This is a genomic window from Shimazuella kribbensis DSM 45090 (assembly GCF_000428065.1).
Classification (GTDB): Bacteria; Bacillota; Bacilli; order Thermoactinomycetales; family Thermoactinomycetaceae; genus Shimazuella; species Shimazuella kribbensis.
Genome location: NZ_ATZF01000014.1, coordinates 1 through 18,401, shown reverse-complemented (window position 1 = coordinate 18,401; position 18,401 = coordinate 1). Strand labels below are relative to the sequence as shown.

Below are 18,401 nucleotides of genomic sequence, written 5' to 3'. Positions count from 1 at the left end.
ATTGTATCATTACCTTTCGAATTTTCCGACATAGAATTCCTCGTTCATCATTTCAACAAGAGGAAGGGGGAGCACATTGCTGCTTTGGTATGACAGGCAGCAAAACGATATGGCAGAACAAAATTTGATTCAAATATCTAATGATGTAGTAGCCGTTATTGCAGGTTTAACTGCAAGTAATACAAGTGGTATCTCTAGCATGTCTGGAGGTATTACCGAAGGCTTCTCCAAGCGAGTGGGCGGAAAAAATATGAGGAAAGGTGTTTCTGTTGAAGTAGGAGAATCGGAAACAGCTATCCATCTTCGTGTCATCGTGGAGTTTGGTGTCCCTATCCATGATGTGTGCCGCCGATTACAAAAAGAAGTGAAACAAGCTATTGAAAACATGACAGGGCTTCAAGTGATCGAAGTAAATGTAAAAGTTGAAGGCGTTGAAATAAAAGAAAGAGCTAACCATTTTGACGAAGAAAGCCTAGAAAATGGTATAGGTTAGGTAGGTACAAAAATTGGAAAGAAAGCTACCGATTGGGTAGTTTTCTTTTTTCCCTTTTCCTACATAAATTAAAAAAGAGGTGAAGGTTTCCCTTCTGCCTCTTCTCTTTTTCATTTATGCTGATAAATTTTTTTCTAACTCATTAATTTTTTTGTGTACTTCTTTGTCGAGTTTTTCTGGTACGATTACATCATTATCTAATCCATGAGGGAAGAAATGGCGAGCAAAAACAGGAATATCTGTTTCTACAATTGCTTTTGGATGCTCTAATTGCTTGTCATTTATAACGCGACATGGGAGCCTTAGGTAATAATCGACACCATCCGCAGTATATTTGTAATCATATGTAACTTTTTTGTAATCCCACGCCCACCGAGTGAAGCCGAGCTTTTTCATTAGCTGCTCAATCTCTTTAAATTCTTTTTTAAATCCTTTTGTTTTTGCATCTGGAAAAAACACAGTTGGTGACCCCCTTCAAATTGTATAATGTGTCCACTCAATCATGATAGTATGTTACCCCATTAGAAAGCAAGGTAACAATCAAGGAAAATTGGAAGGAGGTGTATACCATTACAGCCGAATGTACAAGTGCTAAGAATCGAAAAAAAATACAAAGAAACGGAGGTGTACACTGCTACCAGTAGATATATGTCTATCGAGATGCTGAAAATCGGTACGATGGATAGGGGATCTCTAAAAGCTCGTCAGTGGACATTTATAACTTATTTCCCCTTTTTTTCTACAGGCGAGTTTGCAGGATGCATCGCACCATTTTCACATGGACATAGGTCTATGTGAAAAGTAGCAGTAAATTTATGAAACAGAGGATCGAGGAATTGTTTCCACAAGTAGTTGCATGGAGAAGAACATTTCATCAATATCCAGAGGTTTCATTTCATGAAAAAGAAACTTCCAAGCGTGTTGCAGCACACTTGGAAAGCCTTGGGTTGGAAGTGCGGACCGGAGTTGGCGGAGGAGGTGTAACAGGTTTCCTGCGCGGACATCATGAAGGTCCAACCATTGCACTGCGTGCAGATATGGACGCCCTACCCATTCAAGATGAAAAGAATTGTAGCTATCGCTCCCGTATTCCAGGGGTTATGCATGCATGTGGACACGATGGTCACATGGCTATGTTAATGGGTGCAGCATCTATTCTTACGACAATGAAAGCGCAATTATACGGAAATATCTTATTTATTTTTCAACATGCGGAAGAAACGCTGCCCGGCGGTGCGAAATCTATGATTGAAGCTGGGGTTTTGGAAGGTGTGGATGCGATTTATGGCATTCATCTCTGGTCACCACTACCTACTGGCTATCTCAGCTTTCGAGCTGGTCCCATGCTCGCTTCAAGTGATGTATTCAGAGTCAATATAATCGGGAAAGGTGGGCACGGAGGACTTCCTCATATGACTACTGATGCGATTGCTGTAGCGTCACATGCCATTGTTAATATTCAATCCATCATCAGTCGTCAGATCGACCCAGTCCGTTCAGCCGTTATTTCCATTGGTAGTATTCATGGTGGAGAAGCATCAAATGTGATCTCCGACTCATGCGAATGGAAAGGAACAGTGCGAGCATTTGCTCCAGATATTCGAGAATTTTTGCTTCGGAGAATCAAAGAAGTGGTACATGATACTTGTCACATGTACGGTGCTAGTTATGAAATAGAGATCCGTAAGGGTTATCCTCCATTAATTACCAACCCTTTGGAAACTGCACGGTTGCGCAAAGTGGGAGAGGGGATAGTGGGGATCGAGAAAGTGGAAGAAATGGACCCATTGATGGGTGGAGAAGATTTTGCCTATTACTTGAACGAAATCCCAGGAACATTTTGTTTTGTTGGCGCTGGTAATGAAATGCGAGGTATTACTGCCCCGCATCACCATCCGCGTTTTGATGTAGATGAAGATGCGATGAAAGTAGGATTGGAACTACTCGTCAAAGGTGCCATACAGTACTTGTATGAAGGTTCTTTTGAAAAAAACAAACCAACCTTACTTACTGCATTTATGTAAAATGCATGCTCCTCTTCTTTTGCGGTTACCCTAGTGACATAAAGCAAAAGGAGGCATACAGATGCATCAGGTAAGAGATATCATGTCGACAGACATTGCTCATTTGTCGCCAGATGATAATGTATTTGAAGCTGCTAGTATCATGAGAAATGAAAATGTAGGAATGATTCCGGTCTGTGAAAACGGACAATTAAAAGGTATTATCACCGATCGCGATATTGTAACACGTGCGATTGCAGAGAAAAAACCAAACTCTTCCCATATTAGCGATATTATGTCTGATCATTTGGTTTATGGCACACCAGATATGTCAGTAGACGAGGCAGCACAAAAAATGGCAGAAGCCCAGATTCGTCGATTGCCAATTGTAGATCAAGATCAATTGATTGGAGTTGTATCTTTAGGGGATTTGGCGGTTCGCACTCCTTATCAAAATGAAGCAAGTGAAGCGTTAAACGAAATATCAGAAACACACAGTAAATTTACTTCAAACAATTTATAAAATTTATGAGGCTGCCAGTATATTGTGCTGGTAGTTTTTTTATATCTTAATAAATTACAATGGACACTCCACACGGCTTCAGCCGTGTGATTTTTGGGACGGTAGTCTGATTGATTACTTCATTACCAGACTAGCTCCGTGAGTCCCGATGTTGAACAGAATTTTTGTTGCTTTTGTTTAGAATAGACTTACTGCTTGGTTTTCGCAGTCTAGCCATTTTTCATTACGTATAGCATTTTATGTGCAAAACGATTGATTTGCTGATCCTCATATCCTATCGACTTTTCAAGAGCAACTGCTGATAGCTTAATAATGGAATGTGTGTTTGTGAAGATATCTTTTGGAAAAATCCCAAAATTGCGAGGTTTAATACCTCCTAAGTCTGCAAAAGTGAAACTTGTACTCTTGTAATAGTGATAAATTACAAATAAATTTATATTTTCAGCATACATTTCAATACTATTCATGATATACTAATGGTGTCGAACCCGGGTGAAGGGGCTGCGATGCATATTCTGTAACTGCACAATTCTGTGCGTCTCCTGCGACTTCGTGGGGTGTGTGTGTGCCGTGATGGCGTAATCTGTGGAGGAATACCTCTGCTTCTCATAAAAGGCATGTTGCCGCTGTTTTGTTAAGGACCTAGTCCTTAATATTACTGCGATAACACGCTGAAGGGAAGCCCACAGTTTGCGCTTGATCTGGTACATGCCACCGTCCATGTTGCGTAGTAGACGTCAGACTTGTGTGGTGCAGGAATGCATCGTGGCCCTCTGAACCGGTAGTAGGCTTGGAAAAACAAAAAAGATTTAGTGGCGTTTCGCCACTCCCACAGGGCGGGTAGCCCTGAAGCTGGTGGCTTTGCCACCACCCACAGGGGGGTACCCTGAAAAGTTGGTGGCTTTGCCACCCCTGCAGGGCGGGCAGCCCTGAAAAGGGGGTGGGAGCCCCAACACTCCCGCCTGGGGCCACGGCCCCGGTTTACCCCGCTACGGCGGGTATAAGGGCGGGATTCCAGCAAGCACGGCGGTCGCGGGGTATCCATCCCCGCGGCTGTCGATAGGTTCCTACGTTCCTCTGCTGTTTTTTGGCATTGGAACGTAGGTACCGACCTCGCCCTCAGACAACACGTTGAGGGCAACCACTTTGTTATGGGGTATAAATTTCAAGACTATACTCGTTGCTTGTATATAAACCGCTGAGATTCTTGATGCCCATGAGGCAATATAAAATATATTTTTGATATAAGTCATGCAGGGTGAGCAGATTGCTCCTTTGCATGACTTTTGTATTTCCATGATTTTTGTTGACTCTTGCTGTATAAATAACCTCCAATCGCAAAAAATAACATTGTTATGTTGCTAGGAGGTAAATAGATGGCTAATCAACAAACGGCACAAGAAAAAGCATATGATCAATTGGCACAGAAGCATCGTCCAAAACCTAAGATTTTTAGAAATTGTTTTAAAGCATTTATCGTTGGTGGTTTCATTTGTATCATTGGGGAAGCGTTAAACATGCTGTACAAAGGATTTGGTTACAACAAAGATATAGCTAGTAGCATGACTGTAGCCACATTGGTTATCATTACTTGTTTATTAACGGGATTTGGTGTATACGACAATATCGGTCAGTGGGCTGGCGCAGGTATTGCTGTTCCGGTTACTGGTTTTGCTAACTCGATCGCATCTGCTGCGCTTGAACATAAAGCAGAAGGCTATGTATTAGGCGTTGGGGGCAATATGTTTAAACTGGCAGGTGCAGTCATCGTTTGGGGTGTTTTTTCTGCTTTTGCTGTTAGTTTAATCCGAACGCTAGTTTTAATGGCGATAGGGAGCTGAGTTATGTATGAAGAAAACATGGGAATTTAGCCCGGAGACAAGAGTGCTTGCTTCTGCGGCAGTTGCAGGTCCAATGGAAGCAAAAGGGAAGATCGGCAAATATTTAGATCACTCTTTTGATGATCTTTATGCAGGAGAAGATACATGGGAAAAGGCTGAAAGAAAAATACTTTCTACTGCTGTAGATGCTGCTATTCAAAAATCAGGTAAACAACCTCAGGATATATGTGTTTATTTAGCAGGCGATTTATTAAATCAAAATATCACTGCATCTTTTTCTGCTCAAAAGCTAGGTACTCCTTTCTTAGGGGTATATGGTGCCTGTTCTAGTTCCATGTTATCCATGTCACTTGGAGCATCTTTGGTCAGTGGAGGTTTCGCAGGAAATGCTATCGTGGGGGTATCTAGTCACAACTGTACAGCTGAAAAGCAGTATCGGTATCCGACAGAGTATGGAGGGCAAAAACCAGATACAGCTCAATGGACAGTAACCGGAGCAGGAGCAGCAATTATTGCCAAAGGTCATACTGGTCCGCGCGTACGTTATGCTACGATTGGGAAAGTGATGGAACGTGGAGTGAAAAATCCATTTGATATGGGTTCAGCCATGGCGCCAGCAGCGGCAGATACGATTATCGCACATTTCCAAGATACTGGGAGAAAACCTGATGACTATGATCTCATCGTCACAGGAGACTTGGCTACTGTTGGACATCCCATCGCAAGAGAGTTGATCTCCAAAGCAGGATACGATATGGGGCCTCAATTTTCGGACTGTGGATTGATGATATATAATGACAAACAAGAAACTTTTGCAGGTGGTAGCGGTTGTGCAAGTAGTGCCATCGTCACCTACGGGCAATTGATGCAAGAGATGGCAAAAGGGAAGCTGAACAAAATACTTGTCATCGCCACAGGGGCGTTGTTAAGCCCTGTATCGTATCAACAAGGAGAAAATATTCCCTGTGTTGCTCATGCGGTGGCATTTGAAAATGATTAGCCTAGTACATTTTTGTACTGGGTTTTTTTGATGGAGGTTTTTGATAATTAGTCTTTCATTTTTGAGATTACAGGGGACAAAGTACGTAGACCTTAGTAGTGAAGTGAAATATAATTATAGAAGTTCTACTGGTTTCGAGCGCTGGAGTCACATTATGAATGATCTCCTCAAATACTTGGACTAACTCAAACCCTTCGATTGGTTTCTTCTGTTCGTGGTTTGGTGCTGATCAAGGCCGCAGCGAAGTTGCTTGCGGAATTCATCTTGGAGTTGTAATTTAGGCACCAAGGTGTAAAGTTTGCTGTTTTGGCTTCATCACCTCAGCCTGCATTCTATCATGAGAGTTGATGTAGATGTGGCCGAAAGTGAAGGAGTTCAGTAAATCTCACGGGTTCATTGGCGGTTTTTCTCTGTGCATGCCACGGTATGTTGATATAGAGAAATCGCCGCTCCATGTATGAAATAAGGGATGGAGTGCATTTGTTCTTAATGCATGATGAGGAGAAGCTCGAGATGCTACTCCTACAGCAGAATGAAGACAGCACTGACATTTTGTTGGATTCCCTTCAGCTAAGAGCGTTCAGGAGCATTCTTCAAGGGCTTTCCCTTCGTGAAAATAATACCCTTTGATCCAGTTGGTCAAAGGGTATTATTTTCTAAAAAGTAAGTCAATAATAAACAGAATGAACGTTCGGGATTGCTATTAAACGATAATCGTTTAAAGATTGATCACTGGCTGATGATTCCACCTTACCTTGAGATTGATCATAAGAACGAGTACTGGAAACGGCAAGGCGGCTTGGTTTTTCCGATAAGCAGCTAACGGGGAAAACATGGTTAGATTTAATGCTCATTATGAATGAATTCGGATGAGATCAATGACTACTTTAACAGAATTACATCAAAGAGAAATGAAGGTTAAACAATGAATAATAAATATGGACAGAAGTGCAATTGCATAATGAATATAGAGATTATGCAATTGGATGACAGAGAGACGATGATAGACTCGATTGAAATGGGTTATGAAATGGATTTCAACTTTATTCCTACACCAGATTTAGATATCTACTTTGAAAATGGCGATATCCTTTTTTCTGTTGAACGAGTGACGTACATGGTGGATAATGATGAATTTTTTGTAAAACTCAAGAATCAAGCATATCCATCACAAGAGTTTCTAAACATAATTCATAACATGAAAAAAATTGGATGGATAGATTTATAGACTAACTGACAGCAACCAAACAGAAGTATAGCAAAGTGTACATTTAATTAGATTTCAATTTTTATATGCCCATTAGTTTAAATTAAAATTCCTTTAGTTTGTAATTATATACAAACCAAAAAGGGTTGTTTCATGTTAATCACGATAAATGGAAAAAGGAGCCTCCTTAATGGGCTCCATACCATCTAATATACATATAGACTATATCACTCTCCCCATAAACTAAATTTTGGAGGTGTATATTTGGAAACTTCTTGATAGGACAGAACATTGGATGTCATCTGGTGGAAAGTCCCATGATTTATAATTTCTTCGCCAATGTTTTTTAATAGTGTTGTTGTGGCTCGAAATGGCGCAGATCCACAACTAATTCTTTGAATCCCTATATCGGAGAGTTCTGATAAGGAAGGCATATCTGGTCCAGCTAATAGGTTGATAGGAATAGAAACGGCTTTTCTGAGATTTTGAATCATTTTTCTATCGGTTACACCAGGGACGAAAATACAATCAGCACCAGCTTCTTGGTATGCAAGTGCACGTTTGATTGTTTCTTGCATTCGTGTGGAAGGTTCACCAATCTGTGACCAATATACATCTGTACGGGCATTGATGAATAGAGGAATTCCAAGCGTATCAGCAAGATTTTTTATTGCCGAGATTTTTTGTTGTTGAACAGATATATCATACAGTGGTTGTTCTGGATCAATGGTGCTATCTTCTATATTTATCCCTACTGCACCTGTAGAAATAACTTGTCTTACGGTTTCTATTGTTTCCTCAATGGTTTGACCATAACCATCTTCAATATCCACACTTACGGGTATATTTACGGAATGGACAATTCGTTCAATGGAGGTAATCGCTGTTTGAAACGGCATGTTTCTGTCTGAGTATCCTTGAGAAACCGCGATGCCTGCACTCGTTGTTCCGATAGCTTTGAACCCGCATTCTTCAAAAACTTTTGCACTAATGGCATCCCATGCATTGGGTAAAACGAAGGAATTTGAATGTAACGCTCGAAATTCGATTATTTTCGAAATTTGGTTTTTGGAATCCATAGAGTACCCCTTTCTTTGCTTCAAACGAGATTACTACTTATTGTAAATCATAAATGATTCTACTATCATCGAAATATGAAATCCATCACGAGCGAACTTTTTACATGGTGGGGCTACTGATTCCATTATTAAAGTTCTACTTTCTCTAATAAACTCGAAAGAGGGAGCAAGACTATGGACTGGGTCGATAGCATGGGAAATAGCTAAATTAAGTGAGTATAAGATTGATTCCTTCTAAGACTAAAGGGAGAGAATAGTTTTAAAGGAATTTAAATTAAAGGAACTGATGTCTTTACTACAGTAGGAGAAGCAAAAAGTTACCTTAAGAATAAAATAGGTGATTCTAGGGATACAGCAAAAGTTTGGGAAGTGTTTAAGTCTTTTGGAAAGGAACCAGTAGAAGGTGAAGATGCAATTGCGCTACTCTTTCAATGTGGAGTATATGACTTTACTGGTGAAGAACTATTTTATTTCGACTTTGTTAGGCAATTTACCATTTATGAAGGTGAAGATTATTCTCGTATGGAGCAACTTCATTGTGAATTTGTATTTAATCCAATAGATGAATTAAAAAAACTTAAAGCAAGTCGATTTTATTTTGATTATGAAGGTGATGTAGAAGATTTTTTTACTGAAATCGAAAATCTTGAAGAGTTCAAAAAACCAATGAAAAAGAAACCAATCCATTTAAGTGTTTACCAAGAACTAGTATAGCTTTATTAAAGTGACGAGATACATTAGTTTCTGAAGGTAGTATGAGACAATGAAAAAAGAACAAACAACCTGTTATAGTGCAATGGTTTATGATTACAAACCAAATACTTCTTATGCGTAGGCCATTTACATGTCAGGAGAATGGCCTACCAATCTAGGAAGAACTTCTTCCTATTAGGATTTGTGATTAGAAAACCGCTTCAATAGAGCGGTTTTTATTTATAACGCATTTACTTTTCTTTCTAATTCATCTACATGGTTTTTTGCTTCTTTTAATCCATAACCATACATTTCTCTTGTTCGTTTGATCGCTAATATTTTTCGACCTTGCAAAGCCAGTTTTAATATTTCCATATCTTTATCTGTTACTTTTTCTATTTCAATCTTTAAATGATTTCCCAAAAGACAGAGTAATCTCTCTATCCTTACTAATCTTTGCTCTATCCGCTGTGTTTGTCGATGTCTTGTATAAGTGAATGCAAGAAATAAGATAAGTAACAAACTAATCAGTATTAGGAACTTCCATAAATCCATTCCACTATATCCTCCATATATTTATCAAATATTGTAATTAATTCTAAGATTATATAAAATAGATGCTTATGTCTAGGTGAAATCTTATAAATGAATAGTAAATTACTCTGTTAGTAAAAGAAATTGGGTAAATTAAAATCAATTCTTGCTCTAAACAGGCCTTCATGATCAATCTTTCCATTAATAAGCTTGTGTTCGGAATAACAGAACCAGATGGTTAGAAACAAAAAGCTGGTATAGAAGAATATTGTTGATGTCTAGGAATGAATAAAACCGCCTATTCTTTTGAATAATGCGGTTTCTTTTATTTTAAATAGAATTTTCCCATCGGCGTTCGAGTTCGTCCACATAATCTTTTGCCTGTTTTAATCCATATCCATATAGTTCTCTTGTGTGCTTAATAGCTAAAATCTTCTTTCCTTGTAAAACCAGTTTCAATATTTGCTTATCATTGTTGGATATATTATTTGCTTGATTTAGCATCGATATATCCATTCGTGTCATCGTCTTATTGTTCTTGCGATTTGAATTCGTATAGGCAAAGATAACGAAGATCAAAACGAATAGTAAAGCAATTAGTATGAAGATATTCAAATAATCCACTCTGATTCCCCATTTCTTTTGATGATTCTTTCATTTTAACATGGAAATAGCGATTATCTTGATTAAGAAGTTATAAATCAATGGTTTAAAGAATTTGATTTATCGTTTTGATGCATAGGGACCCATGACTTCAGTCATGGGAGGAAAGACGCTTTTGCCTTTTGGCAAACACACACTCTCTACACTTTTTCAACTCCTTTACATTGCTATCGAACAAATATTCTGTTATATTGTTTTTGTTTAAAGGGGTGAACCTTATAATTACCATTACTGCCAAAATACAAATCTATGTTCCACAAGAGAAGGTGGAAAGCTTCTTGGTAACCACTCGCTCTTATCGGAAAGCATGTAACTTTGTATCCCAAATAATTTTTGAAACAAAAATGCTAAAACAAAGACCAATACATGACTTGTACTATCATGAGTTACGTTCTACGTTTGGTTTGAAATCCCAAATGGCACAATCCGTAATCAAAACTGTTATTGCTCGGTATAAGTCTGCCAAATCAAATGGTCACGATTGGTCCCTCATTGGATTCCAAAATCCAGAATACGACCTCGTGTGGACCGAGATTACTCTCTCGTTCAAGACACTTTTTCGGTCAATACAATAGATGGTCGTATCAAGTGTTCGTATGAAACAAAAGGAATGGAACGTTTTTTTGTGGATAATTGGAAATTTGGAACCGCAAAGGTAGTGTTCCGACACAAAAAATGGTTTTTGCACATCCCAATGACCAAAGCATTTTCGGAATTACAGGATGGGGATGTATCTCAGGTGGTAGGTATTGATTTAGGATTGAACTTCTTGGCTACTACCTACGATAGCCAAGGAAAAACGTTGTTTTACAACGGAAAAACGATCAAACATAAACGTGCGAAATACAAAGCATTACGCAAGCAGCTTCAACAGAAACAAACGGCATCTGCTCGTCGTAGACTCCAGTCGATTGGTTCACGAGAAAACCGTTGGATGATGGATATCAACCATTGCATTACGAAGGCACTCGTGAATCAATATGGCGACCATACCCTCTTTGTTTTAGAAGATTTGCAAGGAGTTCGTCATGCTACGGAAAAAGTGAAAGTTTGCAATCGTTATATTTCGGTATCTTGGGCATTCTACCAATTTCGACGAATGCTAGAATACAAAGCACGAATGAATAGATAGAAAGTAATGGTGGTTAATCCCAAATACACTTCCCAAACGTGCCCGAATTGTGGGCATATAGAGAAATCCAATCGCGATAAGAAAAAGCACTTCTTTTGTTGTAAGAATTGTCACTACAGGTCGAATGACGACCGTATTGGTGCTATGAATCTTCAACGTCTTGGAATAGAGTACATCGTTGAAGTTACGACAGGAGCATAGCTCTTGTGGTAGGGGCGAAGTCAACCGTCCCATGATGTAACCTCACGCTAAGGTAGGAGTTCGCAAGAACATTCGTACTACTGGAGGGTTACAAGCCTAAATGCCCTTGTGGGTGGCAAGCTCGCGACTTTAGTCGTGAGTTGTTGACGAAGTATAACAATTGCCGATTTCAAGATTTCCCTCCTTGATGTATTTTTCTTTATTTTAATGAAAATAAGCCGTCTGAATGAATTCAAACGGCTTTGGTTACTATGGGTGGTTCACTTCTAATTTATTGGTATCGGTATTCGATAGAGGATCTTCTTCTGGAGAGATTTTCCTTACAACTGCTAATCGAGTGACACTATTATGGTCCATCTCTTGAACCGTAAAGGTCAAACCTTCATACTCAATGATTTTCCCTACTTTAGGAACTTCTTGGAGACGAGAGAAGACCCATCCACCAATGGTGTCATTATCATCATCTTCAATATCCGTGTGGAAATAATCATTTACTTCTTCGATCAAAAGCCTTGCATCAATAGAAGTTTCGACCCCTTTTTGTTGGAAAAATGGGCGTTCATCGTCAAATTCATCTTGAATTTCGCCAACGATTTCTTCGATGATATCCTCTAAAGTAACAAGTCCAGAAGTACCACCATATTCATCTACTACAATAGCCATCTCGGTTTTATTTTTTTGTAAGGTTTGTAGAATATCTTTGATTTCCATGGTTTCGGGTACCAGTATAGCTGGTCGAACCATTTGCGATAATTGGAAATCCTCAGCTTGGATGATTCGTTCATATACATCTCGAATGTGGATGATCCCGATGATGTCATCTTTATCTTTACCGCATAATGGAAAGCGGGTAAATTGACTTTCTTTTATAATTTCAATATTAGAGGCTAATTCATCCTCCACATAGATACAGACCATATTTACTCGAGGTACCATCACTTCTCTTCCGACTCGGTCTGTAAACTCAAAGATATTGTCAAATAAGGAAAGCTCTGTTTGATCAATCATTCCACTTTTATGACTTTGCTCAACAAGCATCCGGATTTCTTCCTCCGTATGGGCTTGTTGAGAATCTCGTTCGAGCGGTACGCCTAACATTTTTAAGATTAGGTTGGCGGAATGATTCAATACCCATATTGCTGGCCTAAAGATAACAAAGAATATTTGCATCGGTCTAGCAACGAGCAAAGTAGTACTTTCGGCTTTCCGAATCGCAAGTGATTTTGGTGCCATTTCACCTAATACGATGTGTAGAAATGTAATGACGCTAAATGCGATAATACTAGAGATGATATGTAATACGCTGTCAGAAAGATGAAAATTATCTAGAACTGGTTTTAAAAGCTCAGAAATTACGCTCTCACCAACCCAACCGAGACCTAATGAAGCCAAGGTAATACCCAATTGTGTAGCAGATAAATAGGCATCTAGATTGAGCAACACTCTTTGTGCCAACTTCGCACGGAAATTTCCTTCATCGGTTAGTTGGGCGATTCGAGTCGAGCGGACTCTTACCAAAGCAAATTCAGATGCTACAAAAAAACCGTTTAATAATACAAGGAAAAATACGAGTGCTAGTTGTAAAATGAGACTAACCAGGTCATGGTCACTATCCAATGATGGACAACCTCCTAAAAGTAAGTATCAAGAAGCATTATAACATATGCAAGCTCTATTTCTCTTGATGGATAAATAATTTTCTTCTTGTTCTGTACTCTTGTGCGTATTTTTCTTCGTTTTTTTGTATTGGATTCCATTAACATGTATTAATAAGAAATATTATCCAAAAGAATTGAAAATACCTATCAGCGGTATTTCCCTTATTATGCACACAAAAAATCAAGTTACTATGAATATGGCTGGGATATTTTCTTGGTTCGTGACATAAATAGTAGGGGAAGCATTCTTTACAGCTTCCCCCTTCCTTGCATATAGCCCTCCTGTCTTCGTAAACAGGAGGGCACTTTGTGATACAATGAAAAAATGGAGGGAAGTAGTTATGAGCACGTTGGATTTGAATGAGTTAATGGAAGCTGCCCAAAAATTGGGTAATCAGATAAATGAATCAGAAGAAGTACTTCAATACTTACAACTCAAAAAAGAGCTGCAATCCGATGCAGAAGCACAAATGTTGATTAAATCATTCGACAAGGTCAAAGAAGATTTTGAGGAGACCAAAAGATTTGGTATTTTTCATCCAAATTATCATGAAGCGAAAGAAAAAATGGAGTATTATCAAGAGAAGTTAAATGATCATCCTTTGATTGGAAAATATCTTCAAATGGAACAACAGATCGAACAATTGTTATTTCAAGTATCTCATATTATTGCAAGGTCCGTATCAAAGGAAATAAAAGTACCAAATGATATATCAGGAAAAAAAAGGAAATAAAGATTATCTTTTTCTCCATTTACAGTTTATGCACTGATTTCCACAGCAAAAACTTTTTTCTTCAGGTGCTAAAAATGCAATCTGATAGACTGTTGAGGTTGCATCTTTTCTTGTGTATTGGCATTGAAGACTCCATATCGTTCCACGTAAGAAGTGTTTTCCTTTCGATTGAATATAATTCAACATCACATCAACAGGAATGATTGGATTTGCATATAGGAATGTTTTGCCAGCGAATGTTCTGAGTTGTAGACTTTTTGCTGGAAGGTAAGGATCTTGTAAGAGAAATTGAATGAAATCTGTGATTAGACTTGACATTCTTAAAGAACCACCTTTTATATAAAAGATAGGAAAGTGGGGGTGCGGTAGTCGTGAATTTATTTGAGGATTTGCGCAATAAAATTGGTAAAAGTGTAGCAGAAACTGGTCAAGCGTCAAAACGAATGATTGAAATGAGTAAACTCAACTATAAACGAAAAGAAAAGAAAAGAGAAGCAGATCAAATCGCAGAAGAAATCGGACATATTGCTTATAATCAATGGGAGAAAGAAAAAGAAATAAGTATTACAAATGCTTTAAAAAGTGGATTGGAGCGTTTGCAATACGTTCAAAATGAAATAAAGAAAATAGATGAAGAAATTGAAAATGTGAAAAATGACAAATTTATTTATTCAGATGGTTATAGTTCTGGAAATTCATCTTCGTATCACGCGACCGAACCTTCATCTTTACTGATATATTTATGCCCTTATTGTGCTCATCAAGTAGGAGAAGATGAGAGACAGTGTAGAAATTGCCAGAAAAGATATTACTAAATTTACCATTTATTTGAAGGAAATAAACAATATTTGTCGAATTTAGGAAAAATGTAAATTACACCTTCTGGCGAATATTGTGTCGGTTCAACTCAAATTTAATTAAAAATGGAAATAAAACTGACTTCTCCAGAAAGGAGTATGTATGAAATGAGCCAACGATCAGTAGCAATCACTATAACAAGTGGGAAAGGAGGAGTAGGTAAATCTACTACCGTAGCCTCTGTAGGTTTAGGTTTGGCCCAATTAGGGCATCGTGTTTGTTTGGTGGATACAGATATTGGTCTGCGCAAATTAGATCTTATGCTTGGATTAGAAAACCGTATCGTATATGACATTGTGGACGTAATTGAAGGGGTTAGTAAGCTTAGACAATCATTGGTTCGTCATAAAGAATTTCCTGATTTAGCCTTACTCCCAGCAGCTCAAACTCGCTATAAAGAAGAGGTTTCTCCAAGTCAAATCAAACAAGTAGTAAATGAGCTTCGCAAAGAATTTGACTTTATACTTATTGATTCACCGGCTGGTATAGAAGGTGGTTTTCGTAATGCCATAGCAGCAGCTGATAGAGCAATTCTGGTGGTAAATCCAGAAATTCCGTCTGTTAGGGATTCAGATCGAGTGATTGGTCTTTTAGAATCAGCAAATTTAGATCAAATCGACCTAGTAGTGAATCGTGTTCAGCCTGATATGGTCAAAGATGGGGATATGTTGAGCGTTGATCGTGTGAAAAACCATCTTGCGATTAATTTATTAGGTGTTGTACCTGAGGATAGGAGAATTATTCGATCATCCAATACAGGAGAACCTGTGATATTGGATGGGAAATCTTATGCTGGTAAAGCTTTTTCCAATATTGCTCGTAGGCTATCGGGCGAGGATGTACCTTTTCTCGAATTAGAAGAAGGTACGCTTATTTCACGGATTAAACGATTGTTTCACATCGCGTGAAAAGAAATCGAGGTGAAACAGAGTTGACCTTATTTAATATGTTTAATAAGGAGAGAGAAGAACCAACTGCGGTGACTGCTGATGATCGTCTGTCTCTTGTCCTTAGTTACCAGCGATCAGATATTGATGAAAAGAAATTAAAACTATTTCAAACAAAGCTGATCGAGTTATGTGATGATTTTGGTTATGATGTGGTTGGACAAGTTACCATTGTTCCGCAATCAAAGGAAAGAACAACCATTATCAATGCAAGCATTCCAGTACGCCCCAAAAGCATGTCAAAAGATTAGCAGGTAATTTTCCCCAGATGAACGAAGAGTCTATCTAATAATAGACTCTTTTCTATATGGTAAGTATTTTGATTATTATTTCATGCATGAAGTATAATAAGTTCTATCCAAAATTACGTATCTCGTTGCATTTTTTGAGCTAAAAAATCTGCAATAATACTTGAAAACGCTTTATCTTCGCTTAAGGTGAGCAAAGAAATGGAGACCCGTGTACCACCATACTGTCTCATCAACTGATTGAGCTTTTCTTTTGACTCTAACGTTAATTTGCCATAACGAGATTCAAAAGCTTGATATATCATGCTTTCTTCTGTTTGTGAAGGAGATTCTAAATTTGTTGGAGTATTCCAAATGGGTGAAAGGTTTGTTGGTTGATAGGTTTCCGGATTTGGTTCCGTTCGATCCAAATTGCGGATAATTGGTCGATTGGTTTGCCATTCGGGAAGCTTTCTTTTTTTTCTAGGTCTTTCAGCAGGAAGATGGGCAAACCGATCAGGCTGCTTTCTTCTGAGGGTATAAATTCGTTGATATATAGCGCCTTGTGTTCGCGATAATTTTTCTTCTAATGATGAAATTGCGGTAGAAAGTGATTTCCCGTTTTCTAAATGTTTATTCACTGTATCAATAACAACATCTTCTTCGGTTTCCGTCCAACTATTTAATCGTGCCGCATTATCTTTATAGAGTTGGTCTATTGTTTCGAACCGTGCAGGCTGCTCTGTTTTCAGTTTTCTAACATGTGACATAATACCTGCATAACCTCTGTTCAAGGTATTTGCGATTACTTTGATCGTATCTCTTTCTCTTTCTCCGTTTTTCATTCCTTCATTTACTAATTCTATTATTTTTTCATTTTCTTCTATCGAATATTTCCCTTTTTTTGGGTCAAGCAACATATAGAAACTCCTTTCAATGTTCACATTTATATTACTTAACAATATAACAGAAAAGACACAAACTTTTCCACTATTAAGATAGCAAATCACTTTTTTGCAACTGTTGGTTACGAAAAGAAATCGTAAAACAACAGAAATTAAATAAAATATGCGAAATGAAGTATAAAAAGGAAATTATTGGACAAATGATAGAGGTATAAGAATGTAAAGGAGTGCAGTATGTTGTTCTCGTTAAATCAAATTCGCTCCACTCTTCCTTCACGACTGGAAAATCCGCCACATAAACAATGGCCAGAACAAACACAAGCAGCAATAGCTATCCTTTGGGGACTTTTGATTTACCCTCAATTGGACAAGGATATAAAAAAACAGTGGAATGCCATGGAGTATATTACTCTATCCCGATTTCATGATCTATTTGATGCATACTCGTGTGACCAATCAACAGAAGAATTACTGGAATTATTAGTGGAGCATGATTATATTCGCATAGATGATCAAAATCGAATTCGTTCAGGGACACACTTATTTTCTGCTGTTCATGCATTGCGTATGTATCGGTTTTTTCGTTCGTCTGTTTTATCCCGAAAACTTTTTCAAGCTCTGCAAAAAACCAGCTCCTCATCTTGAGGGCTGGTTAATTTTTTTGATCCAATACTTTTTCGATTTCTTTTTTTAATAATTCCAATTGTTCACTGCTCAGTTTAGGTAAATCTTGAATCATGATTTCGAATTTCATCGATCTGAATTGCTTTAAAAATGATGGTATATGTGGTGTATTTGCAGACATTGATGATCCCACCTTTTCGTGTAACTATTCTATCAAAAAAAAGTTTTTATTCATACTAAATAAAAACTTTTTTCTGCATTAATCTTCATGTTTATCTAGTTTAGAGAAAGGGTATATACCCATGTAACAAGTTAATTCTTTTTGTATATCTAGATGAATAGAGGTGCTGAGTAAGACATGAGGGAAGATCTTAAAGCACTGGAAGCGCAGATAGATTTATTAATGGAAGAATACTTACTTGCAAAAGAAAGACATGAGTTTTTAGAACAATATGATTTACACCAAGAGATGAAAAAACTACGACAACAACATAAAGAAATACGTCAAAATTTAATAAGTTAATTAGCCGAAAAAGCGTGTAATACCGAGAGGTATTGCACGCTTTTAATATTTTCCAACATATGTCATTGAAATTCCATTTTTTCACACGCATGAACAAATGCAAAAAGAAGCAATATAACAGTACACCCAACGGAGAGGAGGTGAAAACAAATGGCACAACAAAATCGCGGTAATAATTCTAATCAATTGTTGGTTGCAGGTGCTGCACAAGCTCTTGATCAAATGAAGTACGAAATCGCTCAAGAATTTGGTGTACAACTTGGTCCTGATACCACTTCTCGTGCTAACGGTTCTGTAGGAGGAGAAATCACCAAACGTCTTGTATCTTTAGCTGAGCAACAACTTGGTGGAGGTACTTACTAAGTTCTCTCACTTAAAAGTTAATATTTGGTGATAATGAGCAGTGACTTTTGTCACTGCTCATTTTAGTAGATAAGAAAGTATAAATTCTAACTTATCTACAAAGCGAGACTAGGCGCAAAGCGTCGTAGCGAGACTTGTGCCCTAATCTGAGGTGCAAAGCGAGACTAGGCGCAAAGCGTCGTAGCGAGACTTG

Annotated in this window: 22 protein-coding genes and 1 pseudogene; 15 read left to right on the top strand and 8 right to left on the bottom strand. The window is 38.0% G+C overall.

What is annotated here, in order from left to right; all coding sequences use genetic code 11:
* The first annotated feature begins 109 nt into the window (after window positions 1–109).
* Window positions 110–493 carry an Asp23/Gls24 family envelope stress response protein gene (locus tag A3GQ_RS0117060; RefSeq protein WP_028778096.1) on the top strand — a complete coding sequence of 128 codons (384 nt, stop codon included), beginning with the start codon at window positions 110–112 and terminating at the stop codon, window positions 491–493.
* 114 nt (window positions 494–607) lie between these two features.
* Here A3GQ_RS0117060 and A3GQ_RS24735 read toward each other — a convergent pair whose 3' ends face one another.
* Complete coding sequence (locus A3GQ_RS24735) at window positions 608–952, bottom strand: YugN family protein (protein WP_051271979.1); 345 nt, start codon at window positions 950–952, stop codon at window positions 608–610.
* 356 nt (window positions 953–1,308) lie between these two features.
* Between A3GQ_RS24735 and A3GQ_RS24730 the strand changes: the two genes are divergently transcribed.
* From A3GQ_RS24730 to A3GQ_RS0117015, 5 genes are all read left to right on the top strand, one after another.
* Complete coding sequence (locus A3GQ_RS24730) at window positions 1,309–2,517, top strand: M20 metallopeptidase family protein (RefSeq protein ID WP_083964289.1); 1,209 nt, start codon at window positions 1,309–1,311, stop codon at window positions 2,515–2,517.
* 61 nt (window positions 2,518–2,578) lie between these two features.
* Window positions 2,579–3,019 (top strand): CBS domain-containing protein, encoded by a 441-nt coding sequence (locus A3GQ_RS0117040; protein WP_028778094.1) that lies wholly within the window; start codon window positions 2,579–2,581, stop codon window positions 3,017–3,019.
* A 1,376-nt stretch (window positions 3,020–4,395) separates the two neighbouring features.
* Window positions 4,396–4,860 carry a stage V sporulation protein AC gene (spoVAC, locus tag A3GQ_RS0117030; protein WP_028778092.1) on the top strand — a complete coding sequence of 155 codons (465 nt, stop codon included), beginning with the start codon at window positions 4,396–4,398 and terminating at the stop codon, window positions 4,858–4,860.
* A 7-nt stretch (window positions 4,861–4,867) separates the two neighbouring features.
* Window positions 4,868–5,860: a stage V sporulation protein AD gene (gene spoVAD, locus A3GQ_RS0117025; protein ID WP_028778091.1), complete on the top strand. Its 993-nt coding sequence runs from the start codon at window positions 4,868–4,870 to the stop codon at window positions 5,858–5,860.
* A 925-nt stretch (window positions 5,861–6,785) separates the two neighbouring features.
* Window positions 6,786–7,088, top strand: coding sequence for a hypothetical protein (locus tag A3GQ_RS0117015; protein ID WP_156877784.1), 303 nt, complete (start codon window positions 6,786–6,788; stop codon window positions 7,086–7,088).
* A 206-nt stretch (window positions 7,089–7,294) separates the two neighbouring features.
* On the opposite strand, the gene A3GQ_RS0117010 is transcribed toward A3GQ_RS0117015, so the two are convergent.
* Window positions 7,295–8,146, bottom strand: a complete 852-nt coding sequence (locus A3GQ_RS0117010) for an isocitrate lyase/PEP mutase family protein (RefSeq protein WP_037465350.1) — start codon at window positions 8,144–8,146, stop codon at window positions 7,295–7,297.
* 369 nt (window positions 8,147–8,515) lie between these two features.
* Here A3GQ_RS0117010 and A3GQ_RS0117005 point away from each other — a divergent pair, with 369 nt between their 5' ends.
* A complete protein-coding gene (locus A3GQ_RS0117005; RefSeq protein WP_245596808.1) occupies window positions 8,516–8,860 on the top strand; it encodes a hypothetical protein in 345 nt (114 codons plus the stop codon).
* 219 nt (window positions 8,861–9,079) lie between these two features.
* Here A3GQ_RS0117005 and A3GQ_RS27770 read toward each other — a convergent pair whose 3' ends face one another.
* The gene (locus A3GQ_RS27770; protein WP_037465347.1) at window positions 9,080–9,394 is read right to left on the bottom strand and encodes a ribosomal L7/L12 family protein; all 315 of its coding nucleotides are present in this window, start codon (window positions 9,392–9,394) and stop codon (window positions 9,080–9,082) included.
* Between the two features lie 309 nt (window positions 9,395–9,703).
* Window positions 9,704–9,997 (bottom strand): hypothetical protein, encoded by a 294-nt coding sequence (locus A3GQ_RS24725; RefSeq protein ID WP_037465344.1) that lies wholly within the window; start codon window positions 9,995–9,997, stop codon window positions 9,704–9,706.
* A gap of 257 nt (window positions 9,998–10,254) precedes the next feature.
* Between A3GQ_RS24725 and A3GQ_RS24720 the strand changes: the two are divergent.
* Window positions 10,255–11,369 (top strand): annotated as a pseudogene (locus tag A3GQ_RS24720) (RNA-guided endonuclease InsQ/TnpB family protein).
* Window positions 11,370–11,618: 249 nt separating this feature from the next.
* Here A3GQ_RS24720 and A3GQ_RS24715 read toward each other — a convergent pair.
* The gene (locus A3GQ_RS24715; RefSeq protein ID WP_037465341.1) at window positions 11,619–12,986 is read right to left on the bottom strand and encodes a hemolysin family protein; all 1,368 of its coding nucleotides are present in this window, start codon (window positions 12,984–12,986) and stop codon (window positions 11,619–11,621) included.
* A gap of 382 nt (window positions 12,987–13,368) precedes the next feature.
* Between A3GQ_RS24715 and A3GQ_RS0116980 the strand changes: the two genes are divergently transcribed.
* Entirely contained in the window at window positions 13,369–13,761 is a 393-nt protein-coding gene (locus A3GQ_RS0116980) for a YlbF/YmcA family competence regulator (protein WP_028778086.1), read from the top strand.
* Between the two features lie 3 nt (window positions 13,762–13,764).
* Here the strand turns inward: A3GQ_RS0116980 and A3GQ_RS24710 are convergent, their stop codons facing one another.
* On the bottom strand, window positions 13,765–14,079 hold the full coding sequence (locus tag A3GQ_RS24710; RefSeq protein ID WP_037465338.1) for a hypothetical protein: 315 nt from the start codon (window positions 14,077–14,079) through the stop codon (window positions 13,765–13,767).
* A 53-nt stretch (window positions 14,080–14,132) separates the two neighbouring features.
* On the opposite strand from A3GQ_RS24710, the gene A3GQ_RS0116970 reads away from it, so the two are divergent.
* The 3 genes from A3GQ_RS0116970 to A3GQ_RS0116960 all read left to right on the top strand — a co-directional run bounded on the left by A3GQ_RS0116970 (window position 14,133) and on the right by A3GQ_RS0116960 (window position 15,817).
* Window positions 14,133–14,576: a hypothetical protein gene (locus A3GQ_RS0116970; RefSeq protein WP_028778085.1), complete on the top strand. Its 444-nt coding sequence runs from the start codon at window positions 14,133–14,135 to the stop codon at window positions 14,574–14,576.
* A 150-nt stretch (window positions 14,577–14,726) separates the two neighbouring features.
* Window positions 14,727–15,527 (top strand): septum site-determining protein MinD, encoded by an 801-nt coding sequence (minD, locus tag A3GQ_RS0116965; RefSeq protein WP_037465335.1) that lies wholly within the window; start codon window positions 14,727–14,729, stop codon window positions 15,525–15,527.
* Window positions 15,528–15,550: 23 nt separating this feature from the next.
* Entirely contained in the window at window positions 15,551–15,817 is a 267-nt protein-coding gene (locus tag A3GQ_RS0116960) for a hypothetical protein (RefSeq protein ID WP_028778083.1), read from the top strand.
* A 113-nt stretch (window positions 15,818–15,930) separates the two neighbouring features.
* On the opposite strand, the gene A3GQ_RS0116955 is transcribed toward A3GQ_RS0116960, so the two are convergent.
* Window positions 15,931–16,713, bottom strand: coding sequence for a hypothetical protein (locus A3GQ_RS0116955; protein WP_028778082.1), 783 nt, complete (start codon window positions 16,711–16,713; stop codon window positions 15,931–15,933).
* 219 nt (window positions 16,714–16,932) lie between these two features.
* Here A3GQ_RS0116955 and A3GQ_RS0116950 point away from each other — a divergent pair, with 219 nt between their 5' ends.
* On the top strand, window positions 16,933–17,343 hold the full coding sequence (locus tag A3GQ_RS0116950) for a hypothetical protein (protein ID WP_028778081.1): 411 nt from the start codon (window positions 16,933–16,935) through the stop codon (window positions 17,341–17,343).
* A 7-nt stretch (window positions 17,344–17,350) separates the two neighbouring features.
* On the opposite strand, the gene A3GQ_RS27260 is transcribed toward A3GQ_RS0116950, so the two are convergent.
* Window positions 17,351–17,503 (bottom strand): hypothetical protein, encoded by a 153-nt coding sequence (locus A3GQ_RS27260; RefSeq protein WP_156877782.1) that lies wholly within the window; start codon window positions 17,501–17,503, stop codon window positions 17,351–17,353.
* Between the two features lie 177 nt (window positions 17,504–17,680).
* On the opposite strand from A3GQ_RS27260, the gene A3GQ_RS27255 reads away from it, so the two are divergent.
* Window positions 17,681–17,845, top strand: a complete 165-nt coding sequence (locus A3GQ_RS27255; RefSeq protein WP_156877781.1) for a hypothetical protein — start codon at window positions 17,681–17,683, stop codon at window positions 17,843–17,845.
* A 150-nt stretch (window positions 17,846–17,995) separates the two neighbouring features.
* Window positions 17,996–18,208 (top strand): alpha/beta-type small acid-soluble spore protein, encoded by a 213-nt coding sequence (locus A3GQ_RS0116935; protein WP_028778080.1) that lies wholly within the window; start codon window positions 17,996–17,998, stop codon window positions 18,206–18,208.
* Window positions 18,209–18,401 lie beyond the last annotated feature (193 nt).

Excerpts from the sequence above, each read along its gene's own strand:
- A3GQ_RS0117060 (WP_028778096.1), top strand. The coding sequence starts at position 110 with ATGGCAGAACAAAATTTGATTCAAATATCTAATGATGTAGTAGCCGTT.
- A3GQ_RS24730 (WP_083964289.1), top strand. The coding sequence starts at position 1,309 with ATGAAACAGAGGATCGAGGAATTGTTTCCACAAGTAGTTGCATGGAGA.
- A3GQ_RS0117040 (WP_028778094.1), top strand. The coding sequence starts at position 2,579 with ATGCATCAGGTAAGAGATATCATGTCGACAGACATTGCTCATTTGTCG.
- spoVAC (WP_028778092.1), top strand. The coding sequence starts at position 4,396 with ATGGCTAATCAACAAACGGCACAAGAAAAAGCATATGATCAATTGGCA.
- spoVAD (WP_028778091.1), top strand. The coding sequence starts at position 4,868 with ATGAAGAAAACATGGGAATTTAGCCCGGAGACAAGAGTGCTTGCTTCT.
- A3GQ_RS0117015 (WP_156877784.1), top strand. The coding sequence starts at position 6,786 with ATGAATAATAAATATGGACAGAAGTGCAATTGCATAATGAATATAGAG.
- A3GQ_RS0117010 (WP_037465350.1), bottom strand. The coding sequence starts at position 8,146 with ATGGATTCCAAAAACCAAATTTCGAAAATAATCGAATTTCGAGCGTTA.
- A3GQ_RS27770 (WP_037465347.1), bottom strand. The coding sequence starts at position 9,394 with ATGGATTTATGGAAGTTCCTAATACTGATTAGTTTGTTACTTATCTTA.
- A3GQ_RS0116980 (WP_028778086.1), top strand. The coding sequence starts at position 13,369 with ATGAGCACGTTGGATTTGAATGAGTTAATGGAAGCTGCCCAAAAATTG.
- A3GQ_RS24710 (WP_037465338.1), bottom strand. The coding sequence starts at position 14,079 with ATGTCAAGTCTAATCACAGATTTCATTCAATTTCTCTTACAAGATCCT.
- minD (WP_037465335.1), top strand. The coding sequence starts at position 14,727 with ATGAGCCAACGATCAGTAGCAATCACTATAACAAGTGGGAAAGGAGGA.
- A3GQ_RS0116955 (WP_028778082.1), bottom strand. The coding sequence starts at position 16,713 with ATGTTGCTTGACCCAAAAAAAGGGAAATATTCGATAGAAGAAAATGAA.
- A3GQ_RS0116950 (WP_028778081.1), top strand. The coding sequence starts at position 16,933 with ATGTTGTTCTCGTTAAATCAAATTCGCTCCACTCTTCCTTCACGACTG.
- A3GQ_RS27260 (WP_156877782.1), bottom strand. The coding sequence starts at position 17,503 with ATGTCTGCAAATACACCACATATACCATCATTTTTAAAGCAATTCAGA.
- A3GQ_RS27255 (WP_156877781.1), top strand. The coding sequence starts at position 17,681 with ATGAGGGAAGATCTTAAAGCACTGGAAGCGCAGATAGATTTATTAATG.
- A3GQ_RS0116935 (WP_028778080.1), top strand. The coding sequence starts at position 17,996 with ATGGCACAACAAAATCGCGGTAATAATTCTAATCAATTGTTGGTTGCA.